Here is a 17,134-nt window from a genome sequence, read left to right as displayed (position 1 = left end):
CGAACCGAATTGTTTTCCTGAGGCTGCCTGCAAGAAAAGCTGGCATAGGTGAATTGTGAGGCCGTGGGTGAAAAAGCAATTGCGTGAAAAGCGCGGCTTTCCACGGCTAATTCGATGGAAATGGCGAGTGCTCGGCGCTTCGAGAAACGCAAATATTACCGGTCGCAAGATGGTTTGGCGAAGATGCTTAACGAAAGCGGTTTAACGAAAACGCCGAAAGGTCCACGTCGCTCCGGCCTGTCAGGCACCGCTGCGCCACCGCTTCGCCGATTCCCGCAGAGTGCTTGAAGCCGTGTCCGGAGCAGGCCGATACCACCGTCACATTCGCAAGCGCTGGATGTTCGTCGATAATGAATCCGTAGTCGGGCGTAACCGTGTAGGTACAAACGCTGGCTTTGACCAGTTCAGGCGTCACGCCCGCGAAATTGCCCAGGACATGATCCCGATACATCTGCGCGACTTCCGCCTCCGAAACAGTGCGATCCAGCGAGTCAATGGAATCGAGTCCCGTATATTGCTCGGTCGCTATTTTCATGCTGTTTTCGCCGGGAATGGGCGGAAAACCGTAGCAGATATCCGTTTCCGACGGACCGTGCGAGAGGATGAAAGTCGGGGAGACTTCAGCGAATATCGATGGCGCTTCGAGCCTGAACCAGAACAACTTTTGCCTGCAGACTTTCAGCAACGCGCTGAACGGTTCGCCCAGCAAACCGGCGGACCACATTCCAGCGCATGTGACGACCTTGTTCGCCACGAATGTGCGGTCGGCGGTTTTGACCCGAACTACGCCGCCCGCTGACTCTATCGAAGAAACGGTCACGCCCGTGACCACCGTTGCGCCGTGTCGTCGGGCGGCATCCAGTTGCGCGGCGATACACCGCTCCGGACGCACGAATCCGCCTTCGGGTTCGAAGTAACCGGTGGCGTCGTCGCGAATTGGCCCGAATTGCGCAAAGCGCGCGCGAATCTCCGATGCCTTGAGCACCTCGTGATCGATGCCGTAACGTCGCGCGAGTTCGATGGTTTGCGCCGTGAAATCGTCTGCGCCGTGGTGCCGTCCCGGCGCTTCGCTCGAAGTCATCACGAGCACGCCGCATTGCTCGAAAAGCGCTTCGCCGCTTTGCGCCTCTAGCTCGCGCCAGATGGCGTGCGACCTGCGCACAAGCGGAATGTAAGCCGCGCCTTCGCCTACTGCCAGTCGCGTGATGCGGGTGTCGCCGTGGCTCGAACCCTGATCGTGCGGCGGCGCGAACCGGTCGATGCCAACTACGTCAGCGCCAGCCCTGGCCAGTTGATAAAGCGTCGCCGCACCCATGGCGCCAAGTCCGACAACTGCAACATCGCATCGCTCTTCGTGCATTGATCCACCTGTGCGGTCTGAAGTAGACCGACATGATACTGGGGGCGGGGCATTGGATCAGCGCCGGGTCACGGCTTCATATCCTCGTTCCTTGCGCTGGCGGGAGCAGCAAAGCGACTTTGCTCGGCAATCAGTTGATCGTCCGTGGTCGCCACCAGCCAAAGGCGCGCATGCTCCGCGATATGGCGATTGTGGTCCTTCAGCGGGCCCATCGCGCTCGCGGCCTTCCAGACTACAGGACCCAAGCGGCTGCTCCTGCCCGACGGCGCGCCTACCAGCAAGCAGTAAGGTCCCAGCGGCATCGACACATAGGGCAACGCCGGATTGGCACGCACACGCCAGTCGATAAAAGGCGTCTCGCTGATCAGCAGCGGCGCGCGCAAGCCGTAAAGCACGCTGAAATCGTACAGCGCCAGTTGTTCGCGTGTCCTGGCATAGCTGCGGCGAATGTCGTCCGCAACCGCCGCGCGGATCTCGTCCTCGAACATGGGCTCTTCCGAATAGCGGGCAAACGCCTCCCGGGCTTCGGCTTGATATGCACTGAACAGCCCGAGTTCCACGCAATCCTGCACCGCGCGCTGAACGTCCGTAACGGAACCGGCGTCCGCTGGCGTGCCCAACTGCGCGGCCCGCAGGAATCGCGCAAGTCCCGCTTCCTGAATCACGGGGCCGTCTGTTGCGCCCGTGTCTTCCGCGTCCTTGCCGAGAGGCACGTAGATGTATTTCTCGGCGGCGAAATGCGCTTTCTTGCCTTCGTCGAACTTGATTGCGCCATCGACGCAGTCGAGATAGCGAGTCCCAATTCGACCATGCTCCCAAACCCAGTTTTTGAGGAACGGGCGCAGCGGATGCAGTCTTTCGTTATCGGCCATTGAATCCTCCAGACGCCCAGTATAGTTCGGACGCGCCGCACGCCGGCGAGCCGTCAGCCGTACAATTCCAGCACTTCGATCCGACAACGGCAACCTGCATCATGAGATATTTATTTGCATCGGCATTCGCGGTGGCCGTCCTCGCCACGAGTGCGACAGCGACAGCCCAGACATCCGCGAGCGGCGTGACATCCACGCAGCAGTGCGCGATTGGGTATGTGACTGGCGTTGGCGGCTCGGCACAAAGCGTTCACGAATATCTTGCAACGCCCGAGCGCGACAGATATCGCTACCTCACCGACAACCCGATCCAGTGCCGCGTTTCCGACGAGGGCCGCGCGTCCGCCTGTACGGGCATCACCAGTCTTCGGCATGAAAAAGTCAGCGTGTACGATGATATCGACAACGAAACGATGGCCGTTGTCGCGCGCATTGAACTCGACCGGGGGACATACCCGGCGATCATCGCCGTGCCGAGGCCGGACGTGCAATGCGGGGAGTAGATATAGCGGCTGGCCAGACTCGAGTATTCACGATCGCGTTCAGGTAGAAGGTCAGCGCGTTTTACTCCGGCCGCTTTTTCTGGCTGGTCCCGCGCGAGCCGCGTCTTTATCGCCCGTTGCCGTGTTTGCGCCATTCATATGCTCAAGCCGCGACAAAGCATCGGCATACGACAGAAACTGCTGCAGATAACCCGGCGACAGTTCGCGCATCAGCATTAGCGACCGGTGCACGAGGCTACTCGAATTAAGCGGACCGGCGTTCCCTGGTACTTGGGCAAGCGATTGCCTGAACTGTCTTTCGGTGCTGAGCGTGTTCCACGTTTGCCTGAAGTAATCGAGCGCCTCCATTTCCGGATAGGCGAGCGAAGCGTCTTTATTATCTGCAATACGATCGGCCAGTTCAGCCAGCGCTCCACGAACTGGCTTGCTAACCGGTGCTCCGGGCTTGACGTGCGAAGCCAGATCATTGGCATAGGCATCGATCAACCTCGCTATCCGCGCATCCAGAGCGCGCCGCGTTACGCCGTCATATGCCATCGCCCGCCGATGCATTGCTTCGATAACCCGAAAGCGCACCGGATCGAGCGCATCGGCGCCCTGTGCGCGCCATGCATCGAGCGTCGCGATGACGTTGGGCGGGCCGAAACCCTCACTCATGGCGCCTTCACCATTGCTGTCGATGGCCGGGGAACAGGCGCAATTTCCACGCGCCGGTTTTTGGCGCGCCCGGTATCGTCCGCATTCGATTCGACTGGCTGCTGCGAGCCGAATGCGGCGGCAAAGAGCGAAGAGGAGGGCACGCCTTCATCGATCAATGCGCGCGTCACGGTCAACGCGCGTTGCGCCGAGAGTTCCCAGTTGTCGGCGAACCGGCGGTTCCCTTCGCGCAACTGGCGGTCATCGGTAAAGCCGCTCACCATCAGGATCTGCTCGTTGGCCCGCAGATAAGCCGACAACGGACCAGCGAGGCTCTTCAACACCTTCCTGCCTTCGGGCTGCAACTGATCGGAGTTGAGCGCAAACAACACGCTGCCGTTGATGCCGATGCGTCCATTGACCAGCGTGACGCGGCCCGCCGCCAGCGGCCCGGCGAGCGCCTGCTCGAGCGTCTTGCGGCGCTGCGCTTCCAGTTGATGCTGCTTGACCTCTTGTTCCAGCTTGCTCGAAAGCTCAAGCTGCACGCCGATGACACCCACCAGGATCAGCATGAACGCGCCGAGCAGCACCGACATCAGGTCGCCAAAAACGGCCCATACCGGTGCTGCGGGTTCCACGCCGCCGTCAATATCCTCGCTCATGCCGCTTCGGCTCCCGCCGCCCGCTTGCCAGCGATCTGCTGCAGGTCTTCAATGATCTGTTTCTGCGACATCACGCTCAGGTCGACGACCTCCCGGGCCTGCGCAACGTAATAAGCAAGTTGTTCGTCGCTGCGCGCAAGCGATTTGTCCAGTGCGGCTTCAATACGCTGAAGATGAGTCACGAGCGTCTCGTTCGAATCGCCGAAGCGCTGCACGGCCACGCCGAATGCTTCCCCGAGGCTTGCCACCTCGACCGCGCTGCCAGTGACTTGCGCCGCAATTCCGGCGAGCTTCCCGGTCTCCGTTTCCACCTTCTCGGTGAAGCGGGTGCCGACGCGGTCCAGCAGATCCGCCGATGTGCTCACCAGCGCGTCGACAGCTGAGCGCTGCTCGGTGGATGCGTGGTTGACGGCACTGAGCAGGGTTTCGAGCGTTGCCAGCAGACGGCTGCGTTCCTCGAGCATGGCGGTATCGCGGACCATGCTGTCAGAGAGCTTCGCGCGCAGTTCCGCAATCATTTCTGCCGCGGCCCTGGGCGCTTCCGATGCAGCCTGCACCAGCCGCGCGATTTCGCCGATGGTCTCGCTCGCGTGCGCTTGCGTTTGCGCGGATATATCGCGAGCGGTTTCAGCAAGCGTGTCGCAGATTTCCTGCTGCCGGCTCGCGGTGCGCGTCCCCGCCTGTTCCCACTCGTGGCTGAGCGTTGCGGCCATTGAAGCAAGCTGCCCGGTCCATGCCGCGAGCCGCTGTTCATCCCGCGACGCCAGTTCCGTCTGCAGGTCCGCATGCGACTGCGCCACCTTGTCCAGCAGGGAGACCGAATGCTGCTGGAATGTCGCGGCCGCGGCGTTCAACGCATGCTCGTTGTGCTGCGCCAGTTTCCCGCCGGTACGTTCCTGCCGCGACAGTGCATCGTTCCATGCATCCGACATGCTTGCCGTTGTGGTTTCAAGGCGCGTGGATACGCCGTCGAGCAGATTGGCCGAGCGCTCCTCGAAGACTTCGGTAAAGCGGTCAAGCGATGTGCGCAAATGGTCGGACAGCGCTTCGGTGGATCGCTGGTGCGCGGCGAGCGCCTGATGCCAGATGTCGGACACGCTCGTGGCCGTCGATTCGAAACCGTTCGACAATCCATCCAGTTGCCGCTGCACGGCGTTCGTGACCGAGGTGTGCAATGCAGCCGACTCGCTCGCGAGACCCGCCATGGTCGCCTCCATGACAGGTTGCAGCGCGGCGCCGGCGGCGCGGGCGCTTTCGGCGACGCTATCCTTCATCGAACGCTCAACCGCTGCGGCGAGGCGCGTGTAAATGACTTCGGTCCGGCCATGGAAAGCGTCCTGGCTCGCGATCTGCCGCTCGTGCACCGCAAGATTCTGCTGCTCGATCGTGGCCATCAGCGCTTCCAGACGATCGACCAGCGTGGGCATGGCATCGGCCTGGCGCTGCAGGAGCCTGAAGGCTTCCTCGCGCTGATGCGTTTGCGAGTGGATGCGCAAGGTCGTCGCGATCTTCACGTCGAGCATCTGTGCCGCCTGGATGCGTTCGCGCCGGCACAACGCGGAAAGCAGCCCGAGCATGGCCGATGTGGCCACGCCCGCGATAGACGTGCCGAACGCGAAACCCAGTCCCTTGACCGGGGCGGCGAGCGATGCGCGAATGGCCGGCAGGTCGGTCGCGCTGTCGAGCGCCATGCCCGTGCCCCTGAGGGTCGCCACCATGCCAAGGAGCGTCCCCAGCATGCCCAGCAACACCAGCAGTCCCACGAGGTACGACGTCAGCGCCGGGCCCGGCAAGGACACACGCTCGCCTTCCACGCGCAGCCGCACGGGATTACGCAGGCTGGCAGGCAATGGGTCGAGCCACGCGCCAAGGCTCGCCGGCGGCGCGGTGAGGCCCGTAATTGCCCGCGTCAGGCTTGACGTGGCCTCGCCATAGCGTTTCAGTTCGAACGCGCCGGCCATGTAGCAGGCGGCGATCAGGAGCGTGACGGCCAGCGCCAGCAAGTTCGAGCCAATGTAACCCGCGCCGATCCAGCACACAGCGGCCAGACCACTCAGGAACACAACGAGATTGATCAGATTTCTGGACATGGCGTCCCGGTTAGCTAGTGCGAAGGGCGGCGAGCAGCCCTTCGACTGGTTGAAAACGAAGATCCAGTTCGGCCAGCAGCACGCTCTGCATATCTTTACGAAATACGTCGAGCCATGCGTCTGGCGTGTTGTTCGAGGCGTCGTTAGCCAGTGTGTCCAGCGCGGCGCGGCGCAGACGCTCGAAGTGCTGTCCCAGCAACGCGGGTACGGTAGCAAGCAGGGCCCGCTCGCGCGGACCGAGCGCGCGCTCCATGACCGCGTCCACCTCCGCGAGCCGCGTCATGGCAGGTGTCCTGCCGGCAAGTCGTGCGCGCAGGCGGCCGCGCAGCGTGCCGATGCTGGTTTCCATCGTCTGTTGCAGGGTCAGATAGCGTTGACGAAAGACCGGATAGTCGATGGCTGGTTCGATATCCGTCTGCCCCATGCCGCGCCGCTTCTTCGGGACACCCAGCACGCTATCGTTCGTGATGGCGTTCGCCAATGCGCCGCGTGCGCCCGCGCACTCGCTGTCCTCCGCGCTGCTGAAGACGTGCGTGCCCGCAGCAACCGCGGGCGGTTTGCCGCCCAGCGCCGTAGAAAGCGCGATTGCATCGGTCCAGTGGAGCCATTGGCTCAGCCGGTCCGAAAGCGATTGCCTTGATTCGGTAAATTCGACGTCCGTCAGGCGCGCAAGTAAGCGAATGAGCGCGGGGCCGCCGAGAGCTGTGCGCTGTGGAGCTTGCACCATTTAGGCCGAGTCAAAAAGTCCGCTAGTTTACACGCCGACGGGGTTAGCGCCGCCAATGTGTGACGGATGGTCAAAAAACGAAGGCATTGCGATGCTTGACGACATTGGTGGGAAGGGGCTTTGAAGAACGTCTTTCGAAAGAACGAGGCCGCGCGGGAGGGAATGGCAGAGCCGTTGCAACATGCATTCGCGACCGATGGCTCGTTGCATGCCTCGCAATCGAGGCAAGCCACCAAGTCGTAAGCAAATCAAGGCCTTGCCCGATGTTCAATGTACTTGTCCACAGCCTTGTCACCAATTTCTGTGGATATCCCGACCGCTAGAACAACTCATGCTGCCCCGTAATCAGCATATCGAAATCGCTCTGTAGAAGCGGCAGGATCGCATCGGCTATGGGCTTGAGCTGCCGCGTCAGATAGTGGTCGTAGTCAATACCCGAGCGCCAGGTTTCAAGCGGTTCGGGTCCCGCGCTGGTCATGACGTAGCTGATCCAGCCACCGCGCTGATATTGCAGCGGCCGCCCTTGCGCGCGATTGTATTCATCGGCAACACGCGCGGCGCGCACATGCGGCGGCACATTGCGCTCATACGCATCGAGCGGCCGGCGCAGGCGCTTTCTATAGATCAGCAGTTCGTCGAATTCACCGCTCAGCGTACGGCGCACATACTCGCGCACGTAGTCTTCGTACGGCTCCCGCCTGAAAATGCGCGAATAGAGCTCGCGCTGGAATTGCTGCGCAAGCGGCGTCCAGTCGCTGCGAACGGTTTCGAGTCCCTTGTAGACAATTTCCTCGCTGCCGTCGGGCAGAAGGCTCAGTCCCGCATAACGCTTCTTGCTGCCTTCTTCCGCGCCGCGGATGGTAGGCATGAAAAATCGCCGATAGTGCCGCTCGAACTGCAATTCCAGCGCGCTTTCCAGTCCGAAACGTTCGCGTACATCTTCTTTCCACCACGCATTGACGCGTTCAACGAGCGCGCGTCCAATGCGCGCCGCCTCGTCCTCGCTGCGTGCATGCCGCAGCCAGACGAACGTGGAATCGGTGTCGCCGTAGATCACTTCGTAGCCTTCGGCCTCGATCAGTTCGCGCGTGCGACGCATGATCTCGTGGCCGCGCATGGTGATCGACGAGGCCAGGCGAGGGTCGAAGAAACGGCATCCGGTGGAACCCAGCACGCCGTAGAACGCGTTCATGATGATCTTCAACGCTTGCGAAAGCGGCTTGTTGTTCTCGCGCTTGGCTTCTTCGCGTCCCTTCCAGACCTGACCGACAATTGCCGGCAAGCTATGGCGCGTGCGCGAAAACCGCGCTCCAAGAAAACCGGGTACGGAATGTTCGTCGTCGGGATGACGCATGCCATCGACAAGGCCAACCGGGTCGATCAGAAACGTTCGAATGATCGACGGATACAGGCTCTTATAGTCGAGCACGAGCACGGAATCGTAAAGGCCCGGGCGGGAATTCATCACAAATCCGCCGGGACTTGCCGCGCCGGTCACATCGCCGAGATTGGGCGCGACGAACCCTTGCCGATGCATGCGCGGCATATAAAGATGCGTGAACGCCGCAACGGATCCGCCGCTTCGATCAGCGGGCAAACCGGTCACCGATGCGCGTTCCAGCAAGAAGGCAAGCAGTTCGGTTGCCGCGAAGATGCGCGTGACGAGTTCGCAATCCTTAAGGTTGTAGCGGGCAAGCGCGGGCTTGTCTTCGTCGAAGCGGCGCTGGATTTCGTCCATTCGCTGATACGGGTTGTCGATTGCCTTGCCTTCCCCCAGCAACGCTTGTGCAACATATTCGAGGCTGAACGACGGAAAGCTCCAGGTCGCCGATCGCAGCGCTTCGATGCCGTCGATCAACAACCGCCCCGCCGCGCCCGCGAAGAAATGGTTCTGCTTGAGGCCATGCTGACGCCATTCCATGACGCTTGCGCCGCGGCCAAGACGCAATGGAACCTGATAGCGTTCCGAGTGCTCCTGCAACACGCGCAGGTCGAACTGGATCACGTTCCAGCCGATGATCGCATCGGGATCGAAACGTTCGAGCCAGGCGTTGAGTTTCTCTAGCAGTTGCCCGCGCGTCTCGCAGTATTCGAGTTTGAAGTCGATGTCGCCAGCGTCGCCGTTCGGCGGCCCGAGCATATAGACCTGCCGCTCGCCGCAGCCTTCCAGCGCGATGGAATATAGCTCCGCATGCGCGCTGGTTTCAATATCGAGCGACACCAGCTTCAACTTCGGCCGATATTCCGGCGCAGGTTTCAGCTCGGCATTGATGAGCGGAGAAAATGGCTGCGCGCCAAATGGAGACTCGTTGGAAGACTCGCCGCTGAACGTGACAGGCGCGGTGATGAAGCGCTCCATCATGTAGCGGTCCGGCGGGAAGATGTCAGCTTCATAGACATCCACGCCGCCTTGCTTCAGGCGCCGTTCAAGCGCCGTGAGCTGCCGGTATTGCGCGGTATAAAGTCCCAGCACGGGCCGATGACTGAAATCGACCAGATCGAGCGGCCGCAACTCGGCGCGTCTTTCGCGCTGCAGGATGGTTTCGGCACGCTCCCGTTGTTGCGCCGGGATAAACGCCACCGACTCTTGAGCGCGCAAGCGCAGATGACGGGGACCATTGTCCGTCGCCAGCCAGAATTCCACGTCGGTGCCATCGGCCGTGTCCCGCCAATGCCGCGTCAGAATGAAACCGGGTTGAGGCCCGCTTGATTGCCCGCTCAAATAACCGCCTAAAAAAATCCTTTGCCTACATGGATTTTAGTGGGTGCGGGCGGTTGGCGTCGGTATCGCTCATTCTTTTAATTTTTTTCTCGTTATGTGTCGTTTTCCACTTGCGCCAGTCGTCGTAGGATCAAGCATGGCCACGCGCGGCTCTGCTCCGATTCTTTTTTATCCCGAGGTGAACGACGATGACATTGAAGCTCTATGCCCATCCATTTTCGTCATACTGCCAGAAGGTCCTGACCGCGCTGTACGAGAACGGCACGCCGTTCGAGTACAGGCAATTGTCGAACGAAGACCCGCAGCCAATGGCGGAACTCACGGAGCGCTGGCCTTTGAAACGGTTTCCCCTGTTGGTGGACGAGGGCAGAACCATCCCCGAGTCGACGGTCATCATCGAGCATCTTGCGCTGCTCTATCCGGGACCGGTGCGGTTGCTGCCATCCGATCCGCGCGCCGCGCTCGAGGTTCGTTTCATGGACCGTTTCTTCGACAACTACGTCGCGACACCGCAGCAAAAGGTCGTGTTCGATTCCATGCGCTCCGAGGGCGAGCGCGACCCGCGCGGCGTTGCCGATGCCCGCGCCATGCTCGAAACCGCATACGCATGGCTCGATAAAACCATGACCGGCCGCGAGTGGGCCGCCGGCGACCAGTTCAGCATGGCGGATTGCGCCGCCGCGCCATTTTTGTTTTACGCGGACTGGACGCATCGGATCGCCACGTCGTTTGAGAACGTCATTGCCTACCGGAAGCGGCTATTGGCGCGTCCTTCGTTCGCGCGCGCGGTCGATGAAGCGCGGCCTTATCGCGCGTATTTTCCGCTTGGCGCGCCCGATCGGGATTGAGTGTGTCGCTAATGGATGGCAGTGTGAAACACGAGCCGTTTCATACTGCCAAGGCGGTGGCCCGCTCAGCCGAGTATCGGTTTTCCGGCACTGCGAGCCCGAGATGGCCACGCAACGTCGTGCCTTCATACTCGCGTCTGAATACGCCGCGCTGCTGAAGAATTGGAATCACGCCATCGACGAAATCCTGCAGGCCTCCCGGCAAGGTATCGGGCATCAGATTGAAACCGTCGGCGGCGCCGGCTTTGAACCAGTGCTCGATGTCATCGGCTATTTGTTCAGGTGTCCCTACAATGACACGATGTCCGCCACCCCCGGCAAGCGCGCGTATAAGCTCACGCACCGTGTAACCATGCTGCCGGCCTTGTGCGAGCGTGGCGTGGAAGAACGTATGGTTGCCGTTGCCATGGCCGGGTAACGATAAATCATCCGGCAGCTTTTCGTCGAGCTTTAGACGGTCGGGCGTGACACCGAGCGTTCCTGCCAGCCGCGTGAGGCTGTAGCTCCATGGAATCAGGTCCACAAGTTCATCGCGGCGACGCAGCGCTTCCGCCTCGGTTGCACCGATGATCGTCGTCAGGCCCGCGAGCACCTTTACTGCGTCCGGACCGCGACCGTATGCGGCCGCGCGCGTCTTCAGGTCGCGCGCATAACCGAGCGATTCATCGAAGGATTGCGAGGCCGAGAACACCGCCTCTGCGTGACGCGCCGCGAGATCGCGGCCATCGCCCGACGCACCCGCTTGCACCAGCACTGGATACCCCTGTGGCGAGCGCGGGACGTTCAGCGGACCTTGTACTGCGAAGTGCGCACCCTGGTGCGCGGCGGCATGAACCTGGTCCGTATCGGCGAACAGCCCGGTGGCCTTGTTGCCGACGATCGCTCCTTCCTCCCAGCTATCCCAGAGCGCCTTGACGACGCTCGTGAACTCCGCTGCGCGCGCATAGCGCCCGGCATGGTCCGGCACAGCGTCGCGACCGAAATTGCGGGCCGATCCCAGGTCGGCGGTCGTCACTACGTTCCATCCCGCGCGGCCGCCGCTGACATGATCGAGCGTAGCAAACCGGCGCGCGATGTTGTACGGCTCGTTATAGCTCGTGGACGCCGTGCCGATCACGCCAATATGCGATGTCGCCGCGGCAATGCTCGCGAGCAGGATGGTCGGTTCGAGCGCGGTGATCGGGCGAAAGTTGATCTGATCCGCTATGGACGCGTTGTCGGCAAGAAACACGGCGTCGAACTTCGCCGCTTCCGCAATCTGCGCGACTCGCACGTAATGCTTCACGTCTATAAACGCGCGCGGATCGGCGTCAGCAAGCCGCCATGCCGACGGCACGAAACCCGAATGCAGGATGTTGACGTTCAGGTGAAGACGGCGCGGTGGCGCTGTGTTTGAAGACGTGCTCGATTGACGAGTCATGGACGGTCCATTGTTTGATCTGCGGGCCGCAAGACCTGGGCCCTGATTAACCGGCTTTCGATTCTCAATCCCGGCGCGGCGTAACGCGACCAATAAATCCGCTGATCGATATGCCTTGCAGCGCTAAGGATTGGCGCTAAGTATTCAACGCCCACGGCGCTAAGCAAAATTGCGGCGAACCTTAGATCAAATCAATCGTTTAGCTAGGCAGTTGGCGTCGCTAGACTATTTTGTCCGCGCGGGTTCGAGACGCGGCGGCTGTTCAAGCCGCAAGGACAAAGCTCATTCATTCAATAAAGGAGTAGCGCCATGGGCGTGACGGCCATCAATGTGCGTAATCAGTTCAGGGGGCACATCAAGGAGATCATTCGAGGGTCCGTGCTTTCCGAGGTGGACGTGCAGACGCCAAACGGAATTGTGACCTCGGTAATAACGACAAGGTCGATCGACGAGCTCGATCTCAAGGTGGGCACCGAGGTAGTCGCGTTGGTGAAGTCGACGGAAGTTTCAATCGCGCGTCTTTAAATAGCGTTTAATCCGTGGAGAAATGAATGACGACGTCAGCACCGTCGGACGCAGCGCTTTACGCGCGTTTCGCCGAGGTATTCAAGCACATCGGCGAAGGCGCGCTTGCGCGCGAACAGAATCGCGAACTCGCTAGCGATGCGGTCAGGCAATTGAAGGACAGCGGTTTCACCGCGTTGCGCGTGCCGCGTGAATATGGCGGCTCCGGCGTTTCCTTGCCGCAATATTTCCGCTTGCTGACACGGCTGGGCGAAGCTGATTCGAACCTGCCGCAGATTATCCGCGCGCACTCCGGCTTCATTGAGCAGCGGCTTGAGAGCGATGACGCTGCGGCGCGCGATCGATGGCTCGGACGCATTGCGAAAGGCGAAACAATTGGCGCAGCCACGTCGGAACGCACAGGCTCCACGCATAACAGCGTAACCGTGATCTCCGACAAGGATCCGGCTTACGTTCTGCTCAATGGAGAGAAATACTACAGCACGGGTACGCTCTATTCAGAATGGATCAATGTCGCAGCGCACGATACACAAAGCGACCTGCACGTGCTTGTGCGCAGCGACGCCCCGGGCGTTGCCCGCCACGACGACTGGGATGGTTTTGGTCAGCGCCTGACGGCAAGCGGCACAACGCGCTTCGATAACGTCCGGGTCCCTGCGGACCAGATCCTGTCCCGGTACAAGGCATCAGAGCCCCGCCGCAATTCCTTGCTTACTGCGTTCTATCAGACAGTCCATCTCGCAACGCTGGCCGGTATAGCCCGCGCGGTATTGCGTGACGGCGTTGAATTCGTTCAGGGCCGCACGCGGACTTTCGGTGTTGCCGGGCAGTCCAGTCCGCGTGACAATCCGCTGGTGCATCGGGTTGTCGGACGGCTTGGAAGCCTCGCGTATTCGGCCGAAGCGCTCGTGGAGGCCGTGGCTGCAGCGCTCGAACGTGTACATCAGGCACGCATTACGGACGCGGTGACCACGGCGGATTACGTCGCTGTGGACATCCAGGCTTATCAGGCGCAGCAGATCGTGCTCGAACAGGTGCTGGAGGCGGCAACCTTGTTATTTGAAGTGGGTGGTGCATCGGCGACGAGCGAAGCGCGCCGGCTCGACCGCCATTGGCGCAATGCACGCGTCATTGTCTCGCATAATCCCGCCATCCAGCGTGAGGCCGCTGTTGGCAATTACCATTTGAACGGGACCGCGCCGAACGAGCGTTTCAGTTTGGCTCACAGTCCCGCGGACAACGTTGCAAAAGCGCACGGCTCGAGCGGACACGCAGTCATGCAGAATGATGAATTTGCCGGAACTGGCAGATGAATACCGGCCGATCGACCCTGGTTGAACCGAGGTAAATTCGCGGTCGCGCAATGCAGCACATTACGACGACCGCGTTTGGATCAGTGGCCTGATCTGGCCGCGCATCGCTTTTACCGTACTCACCAATAAACAGTGGACGACCCAGGCCGGATGATGCGCGGGCCGCTTGAAACTCAGGCTGGAACGATGTTCGACGCCTGCTTGCCCTTCGGCCCTTGCTTCACTTCGAACGTGACCTTTTGATTCTCCTGAAGGCTTTTGAAGCCTTCTGCCTTGATTTCCGAGAAGTGTGCGAACAGGTCTTCGCCGCCGTCATCCGGCGTGATGAAGCCGAAGCCCTTTGCATCGTTGAACCATTTGACCGTACCGGTTGCCATGAGTGTGTCCAGAAAAAATTTAAAGCTAAAAAATAAAAGTAGAACCGAGGATAAAGCCAGGGCGCCGAGTCGCGTCGCATTGCATTGTTGTGACAAGACTTCGCCAATCCTTAAACGTGTCCGTAACGAAGATACCTTGCCGTGCAGGACGCTCAGGAATTATCGCGATTCAATTGTACGCCGTGCCAATATTTATTGAAGCTTTCCAAACCGCAAAAACTGCAATGCGAAACGTGCTGGCGCACCGGTTTCAGCTTAACGCAAATAATCGGGTTTACTAAAGCCCTGAAAACGCTCATCCACGACATGCCGGAACTCGGGTGATCGATAAGCAGCGGAAATATCCTTAACGTATGGTTTCTGAAGATCGCCGGTACGTACCGCCACGAGATTGAGATAGTAAGGGGGGATTTTTTCCAGAAGAAGCGCGTCCGTGAGCTTCAGCCCGGCCGCAAGTGCGAAGTTGCCGTTGATGAATGCATAGTCCACGTCGTCGAGTGAGCGCGGCAATTGCGCGGCGTCGAGTGGCAGTAACTTTATCCGGTGCGGGTTGGTAGCAATGTCGTGCTCGGACGACTTTACCGGATCGACGCCTGGTTTCAAAGTCACCCAGCCAATTTGCTGCAGAAGCACGATTGCGCGCGCCTGATTGGTGACGTCGTTCGGAAGTGAAACAGTCGCGCCATCTTTTACGTCAATTAGGCTTTTAAGCTTATGGCTGTATATACCGATGGGCGCGGTGGGCACCTTGATTAGCTGGGTGAGTTGCAGCTTGTGGTCGTCCGAAAATTTCTTCAGGTAAACCTCGTGCTGGAACGCGTTGGCATCGAGCGCGCCGTCGGCAAGCGCGAGATTCGGCTGAACATAGTCGGTGAATTCGACAATGGTGACCTTGTAGCCCTCCTTCTCGAGCACGGGTTTGATGCCATAGCGGATCTGGTCCGCATACGGTCCGGCAGTCGCGCCAAAGCGAATTTCCTTCTTGTCGGGATCGGCCGCATGCGCCGACGCGGTGACAACTGACGCCAACAATAACGCGCAAATTCCACGCAGCAAGGTCATTCTTTTTCCTCCTTGGTCTTGATCGGTTAGCTTGCATACAGCTTGCCGACAAGAACTTAGCGGAAACGAAATCGCTTGCTAAACAAGTAATTCTGCTTTGCTAAGCGATGACTTGCCCAACGTCCCTCAAGGCTGCTTATAGCAAACCAGATCGATTTCCACTAATGCGCCTCTGCCAAGACGCGCCACACCAACGGTTGTGCGCGCGGGCAGGCGCACACTGTCCTGTGCGAAATGACGCGCATATACGGTATTGAACCGCGCGAAGTCCCGATCGAACTCGCTCAGATAAATACGCACGAACACCGCGTCTTCGTAGTCATAGCCGGTATGCCGCAGTATCCGGTTGAGGTTCCCGAAGCAGAACGCGGCTTGTTCTTCTATGCCGCCGGCCAATGATGATGCGGGCGCATCAGGATCGGTGGGAAGCTGGCCTGTGACGTATAGCCAGCCAGCGGCTTCAACTGCGTGCGAATACAGCGACGAAGGCGGCGGCGGGCTCGCGTCAGGCACGACGTGATGAATTTTCTGAGTCGTCATGTGATTAAAAGTTGTTAGGGCGCCGCGTATGCAAGCACGCTGCTGTCCTTCAACAGCCGCTCCAGATGGCGCGCGATGTCCGGTGCGCCGGTCATCTCGCCGAAGCTTCCACGGGTCATCGGGCCGAATGCAAAGAGGCCGGAGGACACGTTGCCGTCCGCGTCGAGTATCCGGCTTTGCAGGTCGGTGTCGAGACCGGCCTGCACGGCGTCCAGACGCACGAGCCTGCTTTCGAGCAATGACTTCACGAGCGGATTTTTATCGATATCGCGCGCCGGTCCCGTGCAGAACACCACGGCGCCAAAGTCATGTTCGTCCATGTTGCCGCCCGGGCGCTTGAGTCCCACGCGAAAGCCATGCTCATGGCGCCGTATATCGCCGATACCAGCCGTGACCACGTTCATTTGCCCCGTTGCAATCGCACGTTCGATGGCCTCGTGAATCTGCGGCGCGATCCGGAACCGATGCACGTCCCAGAACGGCAGCAGCCTTTTGACAACGCGGCGTTGCTCATGCGCGGGAAGTGCGTTCCAGATGCGTGGAAGCTCGAAGCGCAGCGCGTCCGCCGCGGGTTGCCAGCCAATGTTCGCGAGCTTGTCGCGCGCAATCCGCTGCCGCAATCTCTGCACGAGTGCGCGTGCCGTGGCGGGCGGCGCGCTATTGCCGAGGAAATCGGCGGCATCGGCGAATATGCCGTGTGGTTGCGCTCGCAAGCCGCGTCGCGAGATGGCCGTGATGCTCCCGCGATGCCCGCGCCCGATCAGCGTCACGGCGACGTCGGCCATGGTCAGGCCGGTGCCGACCAGAAGCACCGGCGCGTCAGCGGGAATGGCGTGCAATGCGTCGTGCGACCACGGATGCGCGATCACGCGCGGATCGCGCAAGGCGTCTTTATCGATACGTCCTGGCGGTTTCGACGGCGTGTGCCCAAAGCACAGCGCGACACGCTGCGCATCCAGTTGCGCGCCGTCATCGAGCGTGACGATATAGCCCGCGCTGGTTTTGCTCAAGCCGGCAGCGCTCGCGCGCCGATGGCTCACGCGCACGTCTGCAGCGGCTTCGGCCATAACATCTTGCAACGTTGCGAGCACATACTCGCCGTATCGCTGGCGCGATACGTAGTAGTGACCTTGCGCGTCGACGCTGCCTGCATCAAGCGCATCGTGATCCCTGAGCCACCGCGTGGCGTGCGTGGGGTCGGTGGCGAAGAGGCTCATTCGGTCGCTCGGGACGTTGATCCGGTGCAACGGTTCAGTCGTGCCATATGCGATCCCGCGCCCCAGTTCAGCCGATGGTTCCACGATGGTGAAGTCGAGACTCACGTTAGCCGGGCGCGCTCGAATGGCATGAATCACAAACGCAACACCTGTAAAACCACCGCCAACCACGACTATGTTTACGGTTGTGTCCTGCTCCGACGTTTTCAAGGAACCGATCATGATGCTGAAGGCTCGCGAAGCGCGGCGTGAGTGAGAAT

Annotated in this window: 16 protein-coding genes; 4 read left to right on the top strand and 12 right to left on the bottom strand. The window is 60.5% G+C overall.

The genetic code is table 11. The annotated features are described in order from the left end of the window. Positions 1-187: 187 nt before the first annotated feature. Both solA and ACRWA7_RS00345 read right to left on the bottom strand, forming a co-directional pair. A complete protein-coding gene (solA, locus tag ACRWA7_RS00350) occupies positions 188-1,360 on the bottom strand; it encodes an N-methyl-L-tryptophan oxidase (RefSeq protein WP_438390580.1) in 1,173 nt (390 codons plus the stop codon). Positions 1,361-1,428: 68 nt separating this feature from the next. Further along, positions 1,429-2,232 (bottom strand): hypothetical protein, encoded by an 804-nt coding sequence (locus ACRWA7_RS00345; RefSeq protein WP_438390579.1) that lies wholly within the window; start codon positions 2,230-2,232, stop codon positions 1,429-1,431. Between the two features lie 101 nt (positions 2,233-2,333). On the opposite strand from ACRWA7_RS00345, the gene ACRWA7_RS00340 reads away from it, so the two are divergent. Beyond that, entirely contained in the window at positions 2,334-2,735 is a 402-nt protein-coding gene (locus ACRWA7_RS00340; RefSeq protein WP_438390578.1) for a hypothetical protein, read from the top strand. Positions 2,736-2,786: 51 nt separating this feature from the next. On the opposite strand, the gene ACRWA7_RS00335 is transcribed toward ACRWA7_RS00340, so the two are convergent. The 5 genes from ACRWA7_RS00335 to ACRWA7_RS00315 all read right to left on the bottom strand — a co-directional run bounded on the left by ACRWA7_RS00335 (position 2,787) and on the right by ACRWA7_RS00315 (position 9,572). Next, positions 2,787-3,392 carry a DUF2894 domain-containing protein gene (locus ACRWA7_RS00335; protein WP_438390577.1) on the bottom strand — a complete coding sequence of 202 codons (606 nt, stop codon included), beginning with the start codon at positions 3,390-3,392 and terminating at the stop codon, positions 2,787-2,789. After that, positions 3,389-4,033: an OmpA family protein gene (locus ACRWA7_RS00330; RefSeq protein ID WP_060857602.1), complete on the bottom strand. Its 645-nt coding sequence runs from the start codon at positions 4,031-4,033 to the stop codon at positions 3,389-3,391. Before ACRWA7_RS00330 ends, ACRWA7_RS00335 begins: the two co-directional genes overlap by 4 nt. Next, entirely contained in the window at positions 4,030-6,123 is a 2,094-nt protein-coding gene (locus tag ACRWA7_RS00325) for a DUF802 domain-containing protein (RefSeq protein WP_438390576.1), read from the bottom strand. Before ACRWA7_RS00325 ends, ACRWA7_RS00330 begins: the two co-directional genes overlap by 4 nt. Before the next feature lie 10 nt (positions 6,124-6,133). Further along, positions 6,134-6,850 carry a DUF3348 domain-containing protein gene (locus ACRWA7_RS00320; RefSeq protein ID WP_438390575.1) on the bottom strand — a complete coding sequence of 239 codons (717 nt, stop codon included), beginning with the start codon at positions 6,848-6,850 and terminating at the stop codon, positions 6,134-6,136. 319 nt (positions 6,851-7,169) lie between these two features. Continuing rightward, on the bottom strand, positions 7,170-9,572 hold the full coding sequence (locus ACRWA7_RS00315; protein WP_438390574.1) for a DNA polymerase II: 2,403 nt from the start codon (positions 9,570-9,572) through the stop codon (positions 7,170-7,172). Between the two features lie 188 nt (positions 9,573-9,760). On the opposite strand from ACRWA7_RS00315, the gene ACRWA7_RS00310 reads away from it, so the two are divergent. Continuing rightward, positions 9,761-10,420: a glutathione S-transferase family protein gene (locus ACRWA7_RS00310; RefSeq protein WP_438390573.1), complete on the top strand. Its 660-nt coding sequence runs from the start codon at positions 9,761-9,763 to the stop codon at positions 10,418-10,420. Between the two features lie 40 nt (positions 10,421-10,460). On the opposite strand, the gene ACRWA7_RS00305 is transcribed toward ACRWA7_RS00310, so the two are convergent. After that, positions 10,461-11,840 carry an LLM class flavin-dependent oxidoreductase gene (locus ACRWA7_RS00305; RefSeq protein WP_438390572.1) on the bottom strand — a complete coding sequence of 460 codons (1,380 nt, stop codon included), beginning with the start codon at positions 11,838-11,840 and terminating at the stop codon, positions 10,461-10,463. A 309-nt stretch (positions 11,841-12,149) separates the two neighbouring features. On the opposite strand from ACRWA7_RS00305, the gene ACRWA7_RS00300 reads away from it, so the two are divergent. Both ACRWA7_RS00300 and ACRWA7_RS00295 read left to right on the top strand, forming a co-directional pair. After that, complete coding sequence (locus ACRWA7_RS00300; protein WP_060857608.1) at positions 12,150-12,365, top strand: TOBE domain-containing protein; 216 nt, start codon at positions 12,150-12,152, stop codon at positions 12,363-12,365. A 26-nt stretch (positions 12,366-12,391) separates the two neighbouring features. Beyond that, positions 12,392-13,678, top strand: coding sequence for an acyl-CoA dehydrogenase family protein (locus ACRWA7_RS00295; protein ID WP_438390571.1), 1,287 nt, complete (start codon positions 12,392-12,394; stop codon positions 13,676-13,678). A 173-nt stretch (positions 13,679-13,851) separates the two neighbouring features. On the opposite strand, the gene ACRWA7_RS00290 is transcribed toward ACRWA7_RS00295, so the two are convergent. From ACRWA7_RS00290 to ACRWA7_RS00275, 4 genes are all read right to left on the bottom strand, one after another. Beyond that, positions 13,852-14,055, bottom strand: a complete 204-nt coding sequence (locus tag ACRWA7_RS00290) for a cold-shock protein (protein ID WP_031356584.1) — start codon at positions 14,053-14,055, stop codon at positions 13,852-13,854. A 255-nt stretch (positions 14,056-14,310) separates the two neighbouring features. After that, entirely contained in the window at positions 14,311-15,117 is an 807-nt protein-coding gene (locus tag ACRWA7_RS00285; RefSeq protein ID WP_438390570.1) for a MetQ/NlpA family ABC transporter substrate-binding protein, read from the bottom strand. 126 nt (positions 15,118-15,243) lie between these two features. Continuing rightward, the gene (locus ACRWA7_RS00280) at positions 15,244-15,657 is read right to left on the bottom strand and encodes a RidA family protein (protein ID WP_438390569.1); all 414 of its coding nucleotides are present in this window, start codon (positions 15,655-15,657) and stop codon (positions 15,244-15,246) included. 14 nt (positions 15,658-15,671) lie between these two features. Then, positions 15,672-17,096 (bottom strand): FAD/NAD(P)-binding protein, encoded by a 1,425-nt coding sequence (locus ACRWA7_RS00275; protein WP_438390568.1) that lies wholly within the window; start codon positions 17,094-17,096, stop codon positions 15,672-15,674. Positions 17,097-17,134 lie beyond the last annotated feature (38 nt).

The sequence above is a fragment of the Caballeronia sp. DA-9 genome, from assembly GCF_051615025.1.
Lineage (GTDB): Bacteria > Pseudomonadota > Gammaproteobacteria > Burkholderiales > Burkholderiaceae > Caballeronia > Caballeronia sordidicola.
The sequence above is the reverse complement of the archived record's forward strand: the minus strand, read 5'-3'. Positions and strand labels throughout refer to the sequence as shown.